This window comes from Rubrivirga marina, from assembly GCF_002283365.1.
GTDB lineage: Bacteria > Bacteroidota > Rhodothermia > Rhodothermales > Rubricoccaceae > Rubrivirga > Rubrivirga marina.
In genome coordinates, this window is record NZ_MQWD01000001.1 from 3154829 (window position 1) to 3170607 (window position 15779).

The following is a 15779-nucleotide window of genomic DNA, read 5'->3' on the forward strand; positions in this document are numbered from 1 at the left end:
CCCGCCATGCCCGACCTGAACGCGCCCGCCCCGTTTTCCGTTCGCCTCCGCGACGCGGTCGCCGAGGCCGGCGCGCCCCTGTGCGTCGGCCTCGACCCGGACCCGGACCGTCTCCCCCCCCGGTTCGCCCGAGGTGGAGCGGCTGGCGCTGTTGCGTTTTGCCTTGCAATAACGGATTCGACCCAAGCCGTCACCGCGGCCTACAAGCCCAACCTCGCCTTCTTCGAGGCGTACGGGCCGGACGGCTGGGACGCGCTGGCGACCGTCTGCGACGCCGTCCGTCGGTCGGGCCGGCTCCTCGTGCTCGACGGGAAGCGCGGCGACATCGGCAACACGGGCCGGCGCTACGCCGCCGCCCTCTACGACCGCCTCGGCGGCGACGCGGCCACGGTGGCCCCGTACATGGGCACCGACAGCGTCGCCCCGTTCCTCGAGCACGCCAGGCGCTGCGCGTTCGTCCTCGTGTCCACCTCGAACCCCGGCGCGGCCGACCTCCAACACCTCGACGTCGGCGGGATGCCACTGTATCGCCACGCCGCTCGACTGGCGGCCGACGCCGCGCGCGACCTCCCAGGCGAGGCCGGGTTCGTCGTCGGCGCTACGCGTCCTCAGTTGCTCGCCGATCTCAGGGAGGAACACCCGGAGGTGCCGTTCCTCGTGCCGGGCGTCGGCGCGCAGGGCGGCTCTGTAAACGACACGCTCCGTGCGAATGCGGGCGGCCCCATCCTGGTCAACTCGAGCCGCGGGATCCTGTACGCCTCGTCGGGCGACGACTTCGCCGAGGCGGCCCGGGACGCAGCCGAGCGGCTCGCATCGTCGCTCGCCGACTCGGCGATCCGCTCGGCCGGCTCGATCTGACACGAGCAGACCGTGGCGGGGCGCGTCGGGTCTCTAAGGCTCCGCAACACGCGGTCAACCGAGGATGAGGTGGAACCGCTGACGGTCGCGGCGGCCGGTGTCGACGTCGCCTGCTGAGACCCGCTACCCGCCGACGACCTCGCCACCGTTGACGTGGATCGTCTGGCCGAGCACGTACGACGAGTCGGCCGCGGAGGCGAGGTAGACGTAGGCCGGCGCGACCTCCTCGGGCTGGCCGGGGCGCTCGAGCGGAACGTCCTTCCCGAACTGACTCACCTTCTCCTCATCGAAGGACGACGGGATGAAGGGTGTCCAGATCGGGCCGGGGGCGACGCAGTTGACGCGGATCTTCTTGTCGAGAACCTCCTCGTTCTGAGCGAGCGACCGGGTGAACGCCAGGATGGCCCCCTTCGTCGAGGCGTAGTCCAGGAGACCCGGGCTGCCCCGAAACGCGGTCACGGACGTCGTGTTGATGATGGCGCCGCCCTCCGAAAGGCGCCCCAGCGCCGCCTTCGTCATGAAGAACTGGCTGTAGATGTTGGTCCGGAACGTCCGGTCGAGTTGCTCCGCGGTGATGTCGCCGATCCGCTCCTGGGGGACCTGGACGGCCGCGTTGTTCACGAGCACGTCGAGGCGGCCGAACGCGTCGACGGTCCGCTGTACGGCGTCGTGGCAGGCCGACTCGTCTCGGACGTCGGCGCGGATGGCGAGGCAGCGCTGGCCCTCGGCCTCGACCGCCTCGACGGTCGTCTGGGCGTCCTCGTCCTCGTCGAGGTAGACGATGGCGACGTCGGCGCCTTCGCGGGCGTAGAGGACGGCCACGGCGCGGCCGATGCCGCTGTCGCCGCCCGTGATGAGAGCCGCCTGCCCGTCGAGCTTGCCGCTGCCGCGGTAGTCCGGGGCGTCGAAGTCGGGCTCCGGCGTCATCTCGTGCTCGTCGCCCGGGTGCTCGTCTTGATGCTGCGCGGGGAGGTCGTCGGGGTAGTCGCGCGGGCCGGTCGTCATGGGAGGGGTGGAGAAGAAGGGAGTCGGCCAACGAGATGAATGGAGGCCGGTTCGGGCGCCTGTAACCTTTGGGGGATCGCCCGCGTCGTCGGGATGAATCGCCCCCGACCATGTCTCCCGACGCCCTCGTCCGTCAACACGCCGACCTCGTCTACCGCGTCGCCCTCCGGGTGACCGGGACGCCCGACGACGCGGCCGACGCGGCGCAGGACGCGCTCGTGAAGGTGTGGAAGGGGATCGCCGAGATCGACGCCGAGCGCCGGCGCGCCTGGGCCGCCCGCGTGGCCCGCAACGCCGCGCTCGACCTGATCCGCCGACGGAAGGTCCGCCCGGAGCCCGGCCGCGGCGAGCCGGTCCTCGAGCCGGCCTGCGCGTCCCCGCTCCCCGACGACCACGCCGAGGCGGGCGACCTCCGCGCCGAGCTCGCTCGCGCCGTCGGGACGCTCGACGACCCCTACCGCACGATCCTCCTCCTCCGCGACGTCGAAGGCCTCGCCTACGCCGAGATCGCCGACGCGCTCGACCTCCCGCTCAACACGCTCAAGGTCTACCTCCACCGCGCCCGGCGCCGCGCCCGCGCCGCTCTCACCGCCTCGGCCCCCGAGCTGGTCCCATGACTGCCCCGTGCTCCCGTCTCGACGACTACCTCGACGGCCGGCTCTCCGACGCTGACGCCGAGGCCTTCGAGACCCATACCCTCTCCTGCTCCACCTGCGACGCCGCGCTCGACGAGGCCGCGCTCGACCTTTCGGCACTGGGTGCCGTGGCGTGCCCGCCCGAGGTCGTCGAGGCCGCGCTCCGCACCGCTCGGCGGGCGCCAACGCTCGCCCCCGACCGGGCGCCCGCCATCCGTCAACGGGCGCGCCGTCGGTTCTCGGTGGTCCCGCTCGCCCTCGTCGCGGCCGTCGCGATCGCCATCGGGGTAACCTGGGACCGCGGAGAAGACGGCCCGGTCGCACCGATCGCCGAGGCCGTCGTTCCCGCCGACGAGCCGGACGCGCTGCCGGCCGAGGTCGCCCCCTCCGACCCAGCGGTGTCCGCCTCGGACACAACGGTCGAGGCGGAGCCCCTCATCCCGACGCCGCAACCGGCGACGCCGGCTCCGCGCCGCTCCGCGCCCCCCCCGGCGCCCGAGCCCACCGCTCTGCCCTCGGACGACCTCGTTGCGCAGGCCGACCCTACGCCCGAGCCCGCAGAGGCCGAGCCTGCAGAGGCCGAGCCCACACCCGCCGAGATCGAAGCCGCGCGGGACGACCTCGCGCTCGCCTTCCATCTCGTCGCCGACGCGCAGACGCAGGCCCGCGCCGCCGTCCGCGCCGAGGCGACCCCCCTGTCGCACACCATCGACCGAGCTCTCCCCTTCTAGTCCCCCACGACCATGAGATCGCTGATTCTGAGCGCGCTCGCCGCGCTCGCCCTCCCCCTGGCCGTCCAGGCCCAACCGCGCCCCTTCGTGGTGGCCGACCTGGACGCCCTGTTCGACTCGGAGCCCCGCGTGGAAGTCAACCTCCGCGGCGCGCTCCTCCGCCTCGCCGCCGAGGCCACGCGCTCCGACGAGCCGGAGACGGCCGCGCTCATCGACGGGCTCCGCGGCGTCACCGTCCGCATCTACCCGGCCCCCCCGGCCGATCGGATCGCAATCGTTTCCCGACTCTCCGACATCGGTCGCCAGTTCGAGGCGGACGGTTGGCTCACGCTCGTCCGCGTCCGCTCGCTCCCCGACGACCCCGACAACGAGGGCGACGTCTGGGTCTACGTCCGCGAGGCCGGTGACCTCTTCGACGGGCTGGCCGTCCTCGCCGTCGACGAGGACGAGGAGAACGCCGTGTTCGTCCACATCGACGGGACCATCAGCCCCTCCGACATCGGCTCGCTCACCCGCCGCTTCGGCGACGTGGACATCGACGTCGACGCGGACATCGACCGGGACGTCGACATCGACGATGAGTAGCCGAGTCCTTGCCCTCGGCCTCGCGGCGGTGCTCGTGCTCCCGGGCTGCGTCTCGCTCGAGATGGGCCGGATGAAGCGGGAGATCGAGCGAGACGTTGAGGCCGCCGGGACCGCCGAGGTCGGCCGCGGCTTCGCCGTCGCACTCGGCCGCGGGACCATCGGGTCGAGCCGGTTCCTCACCCGGCTGTTCGCCCCGAGCGCGACGGAGCCGTACCGCGCGCTCTCGCGCCACGTCCGCCAGGTGAAGGTGGCGCGGTACGACGTGACCGGGTCGTTCGACGGCCGCGACGTCGGTCGTCCGTCGGCGCTCGACCGGTACGAGGCCGACGGGTGGGTGTCGCTCGTGACGGTCCGAGACCCCGAACAGGCCGTCTGGGTCCTCTACCGGGAGGACGCCCGACGGCTCGCGCTCACCGACCTGCTGGCGATCGCCCTGACCGACGAGGACCTCGTGCTGACGCGGCTTCGCGGCGACCTCTCGTCGCTCGTGCTCGACGCGGCCGCGATGGGCGCAGAGGGCGACCTGTTCGGCGGCGCGTTCGACGAGACGGGCGTCTTCGGCCCGCGCGACGACGAGGAGGCCGATCGTGAGGATTCGACCGTCGACGCCGCCCCGTGACCAATTCGCTCTTCGACCCGATCCTCGACTCGGCCCGCTCGATCCCCGGGCTCGCCGTAGGCCTTCTCGCAGCGAGGTTCGAACGGCCGCTGGCGGAAACGCCGACGACGCCCTCGATCACGGACTCCCTCCGCCTCGACGCCGAGGCGGTCCCCCTCGAACGGGACGAGGCCGTGCGGGCAGCCGTCCGCGACCTCCTCCGCCGCGACGGCTACAAGCCGACCGGCCGCGGCAAGCCCGCGTCGGAGTACCTCGTGAAGGCCGCTGAGGGCGGATTTCTACGCCCGATCAACGCGGCCGTCGACGCCTGCAACGTGGTGTCCCTCCACAGCGGCCTCCCGATCTCGGTCGTGGATCTCGACCGTGTCCGCCTGCCGCTCTCGGTTGGCGTCGGTGGGCCGGATGATGCGTACGTGTTCAACACGAGTGGGCAGGAGATCCGACTGGCCGGCCTCCTGGGCCTCCGCGACGCCGACGGGTTCTGCGCCAACCCGGTGCGCGACAGCCAGCGGACCAAAACGCACGACGGCACCACGCAGGCGCTCTCCGTGATCTGGGCACCCGACCAGCTGTCAGGTCGACTCGAGGCCGCGCTCGCCTGGTACGCCGACCTCGGCCGAGCGGCGGGCGCCGTCGTGGCCGTCGTGACGTCCGACGATTGAGGCCGCCGCGATAGCTTCCCGGCCATCCCCCTCTCGCCGCTATGCGCCGCCCCTCCCTCCTCTTCGCTGCCGTGCTACTCGCTGCCTGCGGCGGCGCCTCCGACGACGCCCCGCCAGCCGACGCCATCGCACCCGCTGACACCGCCGGCCCCGAGACCACACGCCACGGTGGATCGCTCGAGGACGGTGACGAGACCCTCCAGACGGGCGAATACCTCGAGCGGTTCGAGGTCGTCGCCCGCGCGGGCCAGTGGATCCGCGCCGAGGTCGTCTCCGGCGACTTCGACCCGTACCTCCTCATCCTCAGCCCGTCCGGCGAGCAGACCGACGTGGACGACTCCGTCGAGGGCAACACGTCGATGACGGAAGCGGTCCTCGCGGTCGCCGAGGGGGGCGAGTGGACCGTCGTCGTGACGACCTACGAGCCCGGAGAGACCGGAGACTTCGACCTCACGATCGAGGTGTGGGACGAGCAGCCGCCGGGCGCCGTGCCCACGGAGACGCCGGCCGACACGACCTCGACGGTCTAGAACGCGAGCACCCGGCGCGCGGCGCCCAGCAGACGCGCCTGGGCCGAGTACACGTCCGCCTCGATCGCCTTCGAAAAGGGGATCGGCAGGTCCGCGCCGCCGACCCGGACCGGCGGGGCGTCGAGGTGGACGAAGGCGGCCTCCGCGACCTCGGCGGCGACCTCGCCCCCGAACCCGCCCGTCCGCCCGGCCTCGTGGAGCACGAGGAGCCGGTTCGTCTTGCGGACCGACGCGAGCACCCTCTCGCGGTCCCACGGCACGAGCGTGCGGAGGTCGACCACCTCGACCTCGGCTCCCTCGTCGGCGAGGACGCCGGCCAGGTCGAGGGCCCATTGGACGCCGACGCCCCACGTCACGAGCGTCAGGTCGGCACCCTCCCGGACGACGCGTGCGTGCCCGAGCTCGACCCAGTGCTCGCCGGTCGGCACGGGGCCGCGGAGCGAGCGGTAGAGCGCCTTGTGCTCGAACACGAGGACCGGGTTGTCGTCCTCGATCGCGCTCCGGATGAGGCCCTTCGCGTCGGCCGGCGTGGCCGGGACGACGACCTTGAGGCCGGGCACGTGGCAGAACCACGCCTCCGGGCTCTGGCTGTGGAACGGCCCGGCGCCGATGCCGCCGCCGAACGGCGCGCGGATCGTGACCGGCACCGGCACGCCCCACCGGTAGTGCGTCGTCGCGAGGTTGTTGACGATCTGGTTGAACCCGCATGTGATGAAGTCGGCGTACTGCATCTCGACCACGGGCCGGTAGCCGTCGACGGCGAGGCCGAGGGCGCACCCGAGCGCGCCGCTCTCGATGATGGGGGTGTTCCGGACCCGGTCGGCGCCGAACCGCTCGGCGAAGCCGGCCGTGACCTTGAACACGCCGCCGTAGTCGGCCACGTCCTGGCCCATGAGGAGCGTGGTGTCATCGGCGTCAAGGGCGTCGGCGAGGCCCGCGCTGAGGGCGTCGATAAAGCGGACGTCGTCCTCGACCAGCGTTCGCCCGGCCGGCGAGGGCGCCGGCTTCGAGGGAGCGAACACGTCGGCCGCCTCGCGCTCCGGAGTCGACGTGACCTCGGGTTGGGTCAGGGCCCACTCGGCCACCTCCTCGATCTCCGCGGCCACCTCGGCGTCAATCCGGTCGAGGCCGGCGGGGTCGACGCCCGACTCGACGAGTCGCTCGCGGTAGCGGTCGATGGGATCGCGGCGGCTCCACTCCGTGATGAGGCCGTCCGGGACGTACCGCGTGCCCGAGGCCTCCTCGTGGCCGCGGACGCGGAACGTCTTCATCTCGAGGAGGGTCGGCCCCTCCCCTCTCCTGGCGCGGCGGATGGCGTCGTCGACGACTGCAATAACGGTGTCCAGATCGTTCCCATCCACGACCTCCCCAGGCATCCCGTACCCCGCCGCAGCGTCGGCGATGTCTTCGACCGGGAGCGCGTCGGCGGTCGGCGTCGAGAGCCCATAGCCGTTGTTCTCGACCACGAACACGACGGGAAGCGTCCAGACGGCCGCGAGGTTCAGCGCCTCGTGGAAGTCGCCCTCCCGCGTCGCCCCCTCGCCCGTGAACGCGATCGCGACGGCGTCGTCGCCGCGAAGCTGCGCGGCCAGCCCGAGGCCGTCGGCGACTGGGAGCATCGCCGCGAGGTGCGAGATCATCCCGACGATCCGCTTCTCAGGCAGGCCAAAGTGGAAGGTCCGGTCGCGGCCCTTGGTGAAGCCGCCCTCCCGTCCCATAAGCTGGCAGAAGAGCGGCCGGAGCGGCACGCCACGCGTCGTCCACAGGCCGAGGTTCCGGTGCATGGGGAGGAGCCAGTCGCGCTCCTCGGCCGCCAGGGCGCACCCGACCGCGATGGCCTCCTGTCCGTAGCCGCTGAACCACTTCGAGAGCCGGTTCTGGCGGATCAGCCGGAGCATCTTGTCCTCGACCGCGCGCGGCACGCGGAGGGCGCGGTACCGCGCGAGTCGGTCGGCCTCGGTGAGAGGACGGGGCATGGCGGCAGACGGGGCGACGGGCATCGGTCCGGAGAGGGGGGCCGAAAGCTACCCCGCCCTCCGCCCCGAGGCGGGCCTACTGCCCCTCGCCGGCGAGGGCCGTCCGGACCGTCCGGAACAGGATCTTCGCGTCGAGCCCGAGGCTCATCGTCTCGATGTAGAACAGGTCGTACTTCAGCTTCTGACGGACGTCGTCGAGGTCGGTGTCGTAGCGCCACTTGACCTGGGCGAGGCCCGTCACGCCGGGCTGTACGCGGTGCCGGCGGCTGTAGAGCGGGATCCGGTCAACCAGCTGCTCCACGAAATAGGGGCGCTCGGGGCGCGGCCCGACGAGGCTCATCTGCCCGACGAGGACGTTCCACATCTGGGGGATCTCGTCGAGGCGGAGCTTGCGGAGCCACCGCCCGACGGGCGTGATCCGCTTGTCGCCGTGCTCGGCCCAGACCGGCCCCGTGTGGCGCTCGGCGTCGTCGACCATCGTCCGGAACTTGAGCATCGTGAACGGCTTGCCATGCCTCCCGACGCGCGTCTGGCGGAAGATGGCCGGGCCGGGCGAGGTGGCCCGCACGAGGCCCGCGAGGGCCAGCCAGACCGGCGCGCCGACGACGAGCACGAGCGCGCTCACGACCGCGTCGACGATCCGCTTGGTCCGCCGCTCCCACGCCGGCATCGGCTCCGGGAGGACTTCGATGAGTGGGAGGCCATACGTGTGCTCCGTCCGCGCCATCCCGCCGACGGCGGCGTAGAAGTCGGGGACCAGCTTCAGGGTGACCGGCTTGCCATCACAGACGCGGAGGACCTCGTCGAGCGTGTCGTGGTCCTCCGTGCCCAGCGCGATGATGACGTCCTGTACGCGGAGCCGATCGATGAGGCCGGGGAGCTCCGCGACGGCCGCGCGCGGGGCGCCGGCGGCCGTCACCTCGATGGCGCCGGCCGGGAGCGCATCCCCGCCGGGGAAGCGCGCGGAGATGTGGACGGGCGCGTCCTCGAGGTCGTCGTAGCCCGCCTCGGCGAGGACGGGGACTGAGGTGGGCGCAGTCAGGCGGACCGCCCCGACGATCTCGATGTTGGCCGCCGGATACCGCGCGAGGTCGTGGTAGAGCGTCTCGACGCGGTCCGACCATCCGACGACGACGGCCCTGTGTCGCCCGTAGCCGCGAACGACGAGGGCCCGCTGGACGGCGCGGACCACCATCCGAGCGCTCCCGACCGCCACGAACTGCGCGAGCGCGTAGCCGCCGATGGCGACGCGCAACTCGCGGGCCTCCAGCTGATCGACGACCAGGCCGAAAAGGAGCGCGAGGCAGCCGAATACGACGACCTTGGCGAGCGTCCCGAGTTCGTCGAGTCGGCCGCGGGCGTAGCGCTCGGCATAAAGGCCCGAGAAGGCGAACAGCAACAGCCACGACACGACCAGCAGCGCACCCGTGACGAAACGGGTGCCGGCGACGGCCGGGAGCCAGTTCCAGGCCGGTTCTCCGCCCACAACCACGGCGAGCGCGGCGGCGGTGGCGAGGGCGTCCCCCAGGACGAGGGCGAGGATCTCAATGCGACGAGACAAGCGCGGGGAGCGAGGTGCGCGTAACGGAAAGAGTCTCGGGGCACTGGGGGCGTGTGACAGGGCGAAAGTAGGCGCCCTCACTAGACGGCGCAAGCCGGGACTGGAGGGGCGGTAGTTTTGCACCATGCGCTGGACCGCCGCGGTCGCCCTGCTCCTCCTCCCGCTCGCCGCGCGCGCTCAGCCCGAGATCGTCCCCGCCGAGCACCGCGTGTACGACTGGCTAGCGGACCAGCGCGCGGCCGGCGCCCTCCCCGAGTACCGCCACGAGACGCTGCCATTCGACCGGGCCGAGGTCCGCCGCCATCTCGACAGCCTCGCGGCCCACCCCGCCCGCCTCGGGGCCTCGGGCCGGTTCTGGCTCGACGAGTTCCGCCGCGAGTTCTTCGAGCCACTCGACCGCGTCCACAGCTACGCCGGCGACGGGCGGGCCGCGTTCCTCGACCCCGACGCCGAGCGGACGTTCGGCTTCTTCCGGGACTCGACGTGGCGCGTGTCGATCTGGGGGGAAGGTGTCGTCGAAGGCCGGGCGGCGGACGACGACCTCACGCCCGGCGGGCTCGCCCGCAGCGCCCAACTCACGTTCGAGGCGAGCTACATGAATCGCGTCGGACTCTACACGAGCACGCTCTCGGGCACGCAGATGACCGGGAGCGCGCAGGTCCTGGCGTCCGACCCGGTCCTCGCCCCCCTGTATTACGTCTCACGGGACCCGACCAACATCGCCGGGCCGTTCGACCGGACGACGGCGTCGCTCCGCGTGGTCGGAGGCCCGTTCTCGGCCGAGATCGCCAACGAGCGCCTCCGCTACGGAGCCTCCGTCGACGCGCCCGTGGTGCTGGCCGATGGGGCCGACTACCTCCCGTTCGTCCGCCTCGGACTGATGGGGCGGAGCGTGACGGTCCAGGCCGTGCACGCCGCGCTGAGCAGCCCGTCTCGCTTTGTGGTCGACGATCCCGTCGAGGGCGACGTGTTCCTCGACGCCCCGCAGCGCTACCTCGCGCTCCACCGTCTGGAGGTCCAGCCGACCGGCTGGTGGACGTGGGCCTACACCGACATGGCCGTCTACGGCCGCCGGGGGCCGGAGCTCGCCTACCTCAACCCCCTGTTCCCCGCGAAGGCCGCCGAGCACGCGCTCTACGACCGCGACAACACGCTCTTCTCGCTCGAGACCACCGTCCGCCCCATCCGTGGCCTTGAGGGCAACTTCACCTGGCTCGTGGACGACCTCGCGACGGCCACACTCGGCGACGGCGACTACGGTAACAAGTGGGCGATCCAGACGGGCCTCAAGCTGGCGTTGCCGCGAACCGGTGCCACTCTATTCGGAGAGTACGTCCGGATCGAGCCGTACACGTACAGCCACCGGTTTCAGGAAGACGGGTTCTATTTCAACTCGTACATCCATAATGGCTTCGGGCTGGGCCACCCGCTGGGTCCCAACGCCGATCAATGGCTCGTCGGCCTCAGCGCGTGGATGCCGTACCGGGCCCGGCTCCGCCTGTCGGGCCGCTACGTCCGGAAGGGCGAGAACTTCCTGGCGGACGACGGGACCCTCGTCAACGTCGGCGGGGACGTCCGGATCGGGGAGCCGCCCGAGGACGGCCGGAAGGCGTTCCTGGCGGGCGAGCTCTACCGAGGACCCGGGATCCGGGCCGCCGTCGAGCTCGAGCCCGCGCGGGGCGTCGCCCTTCGGTTCTACGGCGACGTCCAGTACTGGGACGAGCAGCCGACGGAGCTCTTCCTCCGCCTCGGCCTCGCCGTTCGCCCCTGATGCCCGGCCTCGCGACCTGGCGGAGCGAGTGGGGCGCCGAGGTCGAGTACGGGGAAGTCCGGTCCTGGGGCCGCGTCCGCGTCGCCGCCGGGGCGCCGTCCGGACCGGTCGAGCGGCGTCCAGAGGCGGCCGACGCGTTCGAGCGGGACGCGAACCACGCCGGCGCGCGGGTGCTGTGGTTCGCGGTTGGAGACCCGGCCGACGTCGGGCCGGACAAACCGTCCGTCGTGATCGGAGCCGAGCCGGTGTGGGACGCCGGCCGGTGGCCGGAGGTGATCCAGGGCAAAGCCTCGGTCCGCGCCCAGGTCAACCGGGCGCGCAACAAGGGGCTGATGGCCGAGGCGTGGCCGACGGCGCAGGTGCGCGCCTCGGCGGAGCTCCGGGCCGTCCTGGCCGACTGGCTCGACCGCCGCGGCCTCCCCCCGCTCGCCTTCCTCGCCGACCCGTTCGTGCTCGACGACCCCGGAGACCGCCAGTTCGTGGTCGCGACGCGGGACGGTCGGGTCGCCGGCTACCTCGTGCTCCGGCCCGGGGACGAGACGTTCATCGAGTGGATCATCCGGACTCGCGACGCGCCCAACGGGACCGCAGCGTTTCTGCTCGACGCCGCCATCCGCCGGTTCTCTCCGGACGTCCCCTTCACCCTCGGCCTCGTCCCCCTCTCGACGTTCGCGCCGCTGTCTGAACACGCGCCGGACCTCCTCGTCCGCGCGCTGCTGAAGTGGACGCGCGCCCACGCGACGCGCTTCTACAACTTCGACGGGCTCCAGCGCTTCAAGGCCAAGTTCGTCCCGGACCACTGGCGACCGCTCTACCTCGTCACCGACGGCCGGCCGATCACCGTGTTCACGTTCCACGACGTGGCGGCGGCGTTCGCGCTCCCCCGCGGCCCGACGCGATTCGTGGCGAGGGCGCTGCTGGACGCCGCCGTCGACGAGGTTCAGACCGCTCGGCGGTGGCTCCGAGAGCGCGTCAGCGGCCGGCCCTGAAGACGAACGTCGCCTGCGTCGTCTGCGGCACCTGGAGCGCGTTCGACGGCAGCGGTTGGGCCCGGCAGCGCGAGATGACCTGGCTGACGGCGCTGTTGAGCGCCGCGACGCGCGTCACCGGCCGGTCGGCGAGGTACTGGCCGTTCGGGGCGAACGTCACGCGGTGGACGACTTGGCCCTCGACGCCGCCGAAGGGGGGCGTCGGGCAGTCGAACGTCCGGTTGCCGAACTGGAAGCCGACCTCGGCGGGCGCGTCGCCGCCGGAGCCCGTGCCCGGGCCGTCGTTGTTGCCCGCCGTGGGAGAGTCGCCCTGGGAGGTGCCGGTGCCCTGCGTTGGACGCGGCTGCGTGGGCGAAGTCGGGTTGGGCTCGGGTCGGGTCGCGCGGGACGGCGGGTTGGGACGGGCTGGACGGGCCTCGTCGCTCTGAACGGGCCGGGGCAGCGGGCGCTCCGGCCGAGGCGGAGTGGGCTGGCGCTCGGGGACGCGGGCGCGCGTCGGCGCCGGCGGCGCCGGCCGCTCGGGCTCCGGCTGCGTCATCGCCTCCGACGACGCACCGGCCTCGGCACGCTCCGGCGGGCCGGTCTGGACCGGGACCGTCGGGGCCGGGCCGAACTCGATCTCCGTCAGCTGCGGCGGGTAGTCCGGGTCCGTGGCCTCGGGCGGGATGGAGATCGCGACGGCCAGCAGGAAGAGCACGACGATGTGGACCGTCACGCTGAGGAGGATTCCGTCGCGGTCGTCCGAAGAGAACACGGCTAGGGGGCGGGGGGAGCGGGCGTACCGAAACGATACGCCAGCGAGACGCGGTGTGCGTAGCCCAGTTCGCTCGCCAGGCCGCCAAAATCGCCGAATCCGTAGTCGACCGCGAGCGGCCCCAGCTTGACGCCGGCGCCGACGGCCGGCGTGATCTGCGTCCCGAAGTCCTCGCTCGTCGCCACGTCGGCGATGCCGGCGCGGAAGGCGAGGATGTCCCGGAAGGTGAGCTCGGCGCCGAGGCGCGGGCGGAACGAGACGGCGCCGTCGCCGAGGTCCAGCACGTTCGCGGACTGCCCGTCGAACCCGAGGTCGACGTCCGCGGCGAGGGTCAGGCCGACGTCGTCCGACAGCGGGGCGACCGTCGCGGCCCCGAGGCGGGCGACGGGGAGCACCCGTTCCGTCAGCCCGACCGGCCGGCTCTCCTCGTCCACCTCGGCGAACCGGTCGACGTCGACGGACCACGACTGGATCATGCCCGGGGCGTCCTGCACGTTGAGCCCGAGGCGGACGCGGCCGAGGTCGAGCTGCGCGCCGACGTCGAGCGAGTAGCCCCACGCACTGGCGAAGTCGCCCACCCCGCGGCGGATGACCTTGGCGGAGGCGCCGATGGACAGCTTGTCGCTGATCCCGCGGGCGTACGACACGAACAGCGCGTTGTCGGCCGCCGAGAAGTACGTGACGTCGTCCGGGTTGATCTGGCCCGTCGCCGGGTCGTACGCGTCGAGCGTGTTGGCGATGTCGTCGACGGCCGAGCGGACGAACGAGACGCCGATCGTGGACCGCGACGAGAGCGGGTAGGCCACCGCGGCGTAGTCGAACGCGACGGCGCCGTCGAACCGCTCCGCGTGCATGTAGGCGGCCTCTGGGGCGGCGATCCCGTCGAGGCCGGCGACGTTCCAGTAGCCGGCCGTCACGTCATTGGCATGCGCCACGTAGGCGCCACCCATGCCGAGAGCCCGGGCGCCAACACCCGAAGCGAGAAAGTCGGCGCCGTACTTGACGGTCGTCTGCGCGGACGGTGCCGCGGCGAGACTGAGGGCGACGACGGCGAGCACGCCGAGGCGCGAGAATGCGATCATGGAGTCTAGAGGGGACGACGTACCAGGATGCAGACGCGCGCGGGGTGGGGTGCAGAGTCGGGAGGGGAACGGCGTGAAAGATCCGTCATTGCCGGGCCCCGTGGCAAGGCGCTCTCAGGCGCCCCTCGTCGCGGCCACGGCGCGCTCCGCTTGGAGGACGTGACGGAGGCTGTGCTGCCCCATCGCGTCGAGAAACGCGCCGAGCGGGAGTCGAAGGAGCGACAGGAACGGCGACGCGATCTTGATCCGCCCCAGGTCGAGCCCCTCGCTCGCGTCGATCACCGCGAGGTACCGATCGACGTCGGCGTCGAACCGCTCGACGGCGCGCGCGCGGTCGATGTCCGAGCGGAGGCCGGCCGCCTCGGGCGGCTTCATGGCCCCGGCCGTCGGGAGGTTGCGCGAGCCCGGCCTGACGGAGGCGATGAACCGGCGGCTCAGCCAGCCGTAGCGGAACGGCCCCTCCCCTCTCGGCGCGCTCGGATCGGCGACGGCCGCCTCCATCACCGGGAGGTACCCCTTCGCAATTTTGTTGAGGTGGACAACGCACTCCCCAGCCGACCAGCTCTTCTCGGACGGCCTCGCATTGAACGCGTCGTCCGACAGCCCATCGATCAGCGCGTGCAGCCGGTCTCGGGACTCGACGTAGGGGGCCTTGAGATCGGGCATCAGTCGGGGGATCGGCGGAGGCGGGCGGCGAACGCGCCGTCGGTCCCATGGACGTGCGGCAGCGCGCGGTAGAGGACGTCGTCCACGAGGGCGTCCGGCACGAGGCCCTCGACGGATTCGAGCCGGAACTCGTTTCGCCGACTCAGAAAAGCCGCGACCCGGTCGTCGTTCTCCTCGGCCTCGACGGAGCAGGTCGAGTAGACGAGCAGCCCGCCCGGGCGAACGTGGCGAGCGGCTGCGTCGAGGAGCGCGTCCTGGAGCTCGGCGAGCTCGTCCAGCCCCTCCGGGCTCCGCCGCCAGCGGAGGTCCGCTCGCTTGGCCAGGACGCCCGAGCCGGAGCACGGCGCGTCGAGGAGCACCCGGTCGAAGCGGGCGTCGCTCTCCCACGTCGTCAAGTCGGCCTTGACGGGGCGAACGATGGACAGCCCGTGCCGACGGGCGGCCCCTGCGATCAGCCCGACCTTCGCTTCGCTGACGTCGAGCGCGGCGACCTCTCCGCGGTCGTGCATCCGCAGCGCGGCGTACACGGCCTTGCCTCCGGGCGCGGCGGCCGCATCGAGGATCCTCTCCTCGGGCTGCGGGTCGAGCACGTGGACCACGAGCCCGGCCGCGACGTCCTGCACCGCGACCGTTCCCTCGTCCAGGAGACCGGACCGGAGGATCGGCTGGAGCCGGTCGACGGCCAGGAAGTCGTCGGTCCATTCGGACGGCTCCGCCTCGACACCGAGGTCGGCCAACTCACGGATGACGCCCGGCACCGCCTCAGCGCCCCCCGTGACCCGGAGGGTGAAGTGCCCTGGCTCGTTGCTCGCAGCGAGGAAGGCGCGCGTGGCCTCTTCGCCCCAGCGGTCGAGCCAGCGGCGGACCGGCCACGTCGGGTGGGAATACCGGACGGCGAGGTCGTTCGCGAGGTCGCCCGTGTCGGGGTCGGGAAGCGCCCCGGCGCGGTGGGCGCGGTCGAGGGCCCGGAGGACCCCGTTCGTCAAGCCGGCGGCGCCACGGTGCAGAAGCGCTTTCGCCGTCTCGACGGCTTCGTTGACGGCCGCGTGCGGCGCGACCTCCCGCTCGATCAACTCATACGTGCCGATGCGAAGGATCTGCCGGAGCTCAGGGTCCAGTCCCTCCACGTCTCCGCGGTAGAACTCCGCGATCAGAAAGTCGAGCCACCGCTTCTGCCGCGTGACGCCCGAGACGTAGTCGACCGCGCGGCGCGAGACGTCGGGCGGGTGCGCGCCGTCGGCGAGACGGGCGACGTGGGCGCCTTCGGCCTCGACGCGGAGGAGGCGCTGGACGGCGAGGACACGAGCGGTGGGGTCGGCCATGCGGCAAGCTACCGGCCCGAACCGCCCGACGGC

General features: G+C 72.4%; 16 protein-coding genes. 9 read left to right on the forward strand and 7 right to left on the reverse strand.

All coding sequences use genetic code 11. The features are described from left to right. Positions 1-6: 6 nt before the first annotated feature. Complete coding sequence (gene pyrF / locus BSZ37_RS13285) at positions 7-858, forward strand: orotidine-5'-phosphate decarboxylase (RefSeq protein ID WP_095511017.1); 852 nt, start codon at positions 7-9, stop codon at positions 856-858. 123 nt (positions 859-981) lie between these two features. On the opposite strand, the gene BSZ37_RS13290 is transcribed toward pyrF, so the two are convergent. After that, entirely contained in the window at positions 982-1863 is an 882-nt protein-coding gene (locus BSZ37_RS13290) for an SDR family oxidoreductase (RefSeq protein ID WP_095511018.1), read from the reverse strand. A 110-nt stretch (positions 1864-1973) separates the two neighbouring features. On the opposite strand from BSZ37_RS13290, the gene BSZ37_RS13295 reads away from it, so the two are divergent. From BSZ37_RS13295 to BSZ37_RS13320, 6 genes are read left to right on the forward strand one after another with little or no spacing between them, the layout of a single operon-like run. Beyond that, positions 1974-2480, forward strand: a complete 507-nt coding sequence (locus tag BSZ37_RS13295) for an RNA polymerase sigma factor (protein WP_095511019.1) — start codon at positions 1974-1976, stop codon at positions 2478-2480. Continuing rightward, complete coding sequence (locus tag BSZ37_RS13300; RefSeq protein ID WP_095511020.1) at positions 2477-3229, forward strand: zf-HC2 domain-containing protein; 753 nt, start codon at positions 2477-2479, stop codon at positions 3227-3229. Before BSZ37_RS13295 ends, BSZ37_RS13300 begins: the two co-directional genes overlap by 4 nt. Before the next feature lie 12 nt (positions 3230-3241). After that, positions 3242-3814, forward strand: coding sequence for a DUF4252 domain-containing protein (locus BSZ37_RS13305; RefSeq protein WP_095511021.1), 573 nt, complete (start codon positions 3242-3244; stop codon positions 3812-3814). Next, on the forward strand, positions 3807-4433 hold the full coding sequence (locus BSZ37_RS13310; RefSeq protein ID WP_143537660.1) for a DUF4252 domain-containing protein: 627 nt from the start codon (positions 3807-3809) through the stop codon (positions 4431-4433). Before BSZ37_RS13305 ends, BSZ37_RS13310 begins: the two co-directional genes overlap by 8 nt. After that, positions 4430-5095, forward strand: a complete 666-nt coding sequence (locus BSZ37_RS13315; protein WP_218830498.1) for a phenylalanine--tRNA ligase beta subunit-related protein — start codon at positions 4430-4432, stop codon at positions 5093-5095. The genes BSZ37_RS13310 and BSZ37_RS13315 overlap by 4 nt, the downstream gene beginning before the upstream one ends. A 41-nt stretch (positions 5096-5136) precedes the next feature. Next, positions 5137-5625, forward strand: coding sequence for a hypothetical protein (locus BSZ37_RS13320; RefSeq protein ID WP_095511023.1), 489 nt, complete (start codon positions 5137-5139; stop codon positions 5623-5625). On the opposite strand, the gene BSZ37_RS13325 is transcribed toward BSZ37_RS13320, so the two are convergent. Both BSZ37_RS13325 and BSZ37_RS13330 read right to left on the reverse strand, forming a co-directional pair. Continuing rightward, the gene (locus BSZ37_RS13325; RefSeq protein ID WP_095512394.1) at positions 5622-7601 is read right to left on the reverse strand and encodes an alpha-ketoacid dehydrogenase subunit alpha/beta; all 1980 of its coding nucleotides are present in this window, start codon (positions 7599-7601) and stop codon (positions 5622-5624) included. The two genes, BSZ37_RS13320 and BSZ37_RS13325, sit on opposite strands and share 4 nt — an antisense overlap. Before the next feature lie 76 nt (positions 7602-7677). Further along, positions 7678-9162: a sugar transferase gene (locus tag BSZ37_RS13330; protein WP_095511024.1), complete on the reverse strand. Its 1485-nt coding sequence runs from the start codon at positions 9160-9162 to the stop codon at positions 7678-7680. A 124-nt stretch (positions 9163-9286) separates the two neighbouring features. Between BSZ37_RS13330 and BSZ37_RS21565 the strand changes: the two genes are divergently transcribed. Continuing rightward, complete coding sequence (locus tag BSZ37_RS21565; protein ID WP_143537661.1) at positions 9287-10933, forward strand: capsule assembly Wzi family protein; 1647 nt, start codon at positions 9287-9289, stop codon at positions 10931-10933. Beyond that, entirely contained in the window at positions 10933-11922 is a 990-nt protein-coding gene (locus BSZ37_RS13335; RefSeq protein WP_179299634.1) for a DUF2156 domain-containing protein, read from the forward strand. Before BSZ37_RS21565 ends, BSZ37_RS13335 begins: the two co-directional genes overlap by 1 nt. Here BSZ37_RS13335 and BSZ37_RS13340 read toward each other — a convergent pair. From BSZ37_RS13340 to rsmB, 4 genes are all read right to left on the reverse strand, one after another. Then, on the reverse strand, positions 11906-12676 hold the full coding sequence (locus BSZ37_RS13340; protein ID WP_095511026.1) for a hypothetical protein: 771 nt from the start codon (positions 12674-12676) through the stop codon (positions 11906-11908). The two genes, BSZ37_RS13335 and BSZ37_RS13340, sit on opposite strands and share 17 nt — an antisense overlap. Before the next feature lie 2 nt (positions 12677-12678). Next, the gene (locus BSZ37_RS13345; RefSeq protein WP_218830499.1) at positions 12679-13758 is read right to left on the reverse strand and encodes a PorV/PorQ family protein; all 1080 of its coding nucleotides are present in this window, start codon (positions 13756-13758) and stop codon (positions 12679-12681) included. Positions 13759-13872: 114 nt separating this feature from the next. Continuing rightward, positions 13873-14424, reverse strand: coding sequence for a DinB family protein (locus tag BSZ37_RS13350; RefSeq protein ID WP_095511027.1), 552 nt, complete (start codon positions 14422-14424; stop codon positions 13873-13875). Then, complete coding sequence (rsmB, locus tag BSZ37_RS13355) at positions 14424-15746, reverse strand: 16S rRNA (cytosine(967)-C(5))-methyltransferase RsmB (protein ID WP_095511028.1); 1323 nt, start codon at positions 15744-15746, stop codon at positions 14424-14426. The genes BSZ37_RS13350 and rsmB overlap by 1 nt, the downstream gene beginning before the upstream one ends. Between the last annotated feature and the right edge of the window lie 33 nt (positions 15747-15779).

What these genes read in the sequence shown, in the direction of transcription:
- pyrF (WP_095511017.1), top strand. Translation starts at nt 7, where the DNA reads ATGCCCGACCTGAACGCGCCCGCCCCGTTTTCCGTTCGCCTCCGCGAC.
- BSZ37_RS13290 (WP_095511018.1), bottom strand. Translation starts at nt 1,863, where the DNA reads ATGACGACCGGCCCGCGCGACTACCCCGACGACCTCCCCGCGCAGCAT.
- BSZ37_RS13295 (WP_095511019.1), top strand. Translation starts at nt 1,974, where the DNA reads ATGTCTCCCGACGCCCTCGTCCGTCAACACGCCGACCTCGTCTACCGC.
- BSZ37_RS13300 (WP_095511020.1), top strand. Translation starts at nt 2,477, where the DNA reads ATGACTGCCCCGTGCTCCCGTCTCGACGACTACCTCGACGGCCGGCTC.
- BSZ37_RS13305 (WP_095511021.1), top strand. Translation starts at nt 3,242, where the DNA reads ATGAGATCGCTGATTCTGAGCGCGCTCGCCGCGCTCGCCCTCCCCCTG.
- BSZ37_RS13310 (WP_143537660.1), top strand. Translation starts at nt 3,807, where the DNA reads ATGAGTAGCCGAGTCCTTGCCCTCGGCCTCGCGGCGGTGCTCGTGCTC.
- BSZ37_RS13320 (WP_095511023.1), top strand. Translation starts at nt 5,137, where the DNA reads ATGCGCCGCCCCTCCCTCCTCTTCGCTGCCGTGCTACTCGCTGCCTGC.
- BSZ37_RS13325 (WP_095512394.1), bottom strand. Translation starts at nt 7,601, where the DNA reads ATGCCCCGTCCTCTCACCGAGGCCGACCGACTCGCGCGGTACCGCGCC.
- BSZ37_RS21565 (WP_143537661.1), top strand. Translation starts at nt 9,287, where the DNA reads ATGCGCTGGACCGCCGCGGTCGCCCTGCTCCTCCTCCCGCTCGCCGCG.
- BSZ37_RS13335 (WP_179299634.1), top strand. Translation starts at nt 10,933, where the DNA reads ATGCCCGGCCTCGCGACCTGGCGGAGCGAGTGGGGCGCCGAGGTCGAG.
- BSZ37_RS13345 (WP_218830499.1), bottom strand. Translation starts at nt 13,758, where the DNA reads ATGATCGCATTCTCGCGCCTCGGCGTGCTCGCCGTCGTCGCCCTCAGT.
- BSZ37_RS13350 (WP_095511027.1), bottom strand. Translation starts at nt 14,424, where the DNA reads ATGCCCGATCTCAAGGCCCCCTACGTCGAGTCCCGAGACCGGCTGCAC.
- rsmB (WP_095511028.1), bottom strand. Translation starts at nt 15,746, where the DNA reads ATGGCCGACCCCACCGCTCGTGTCCTCGCCGTCCAGCGCCTCCTCCGC.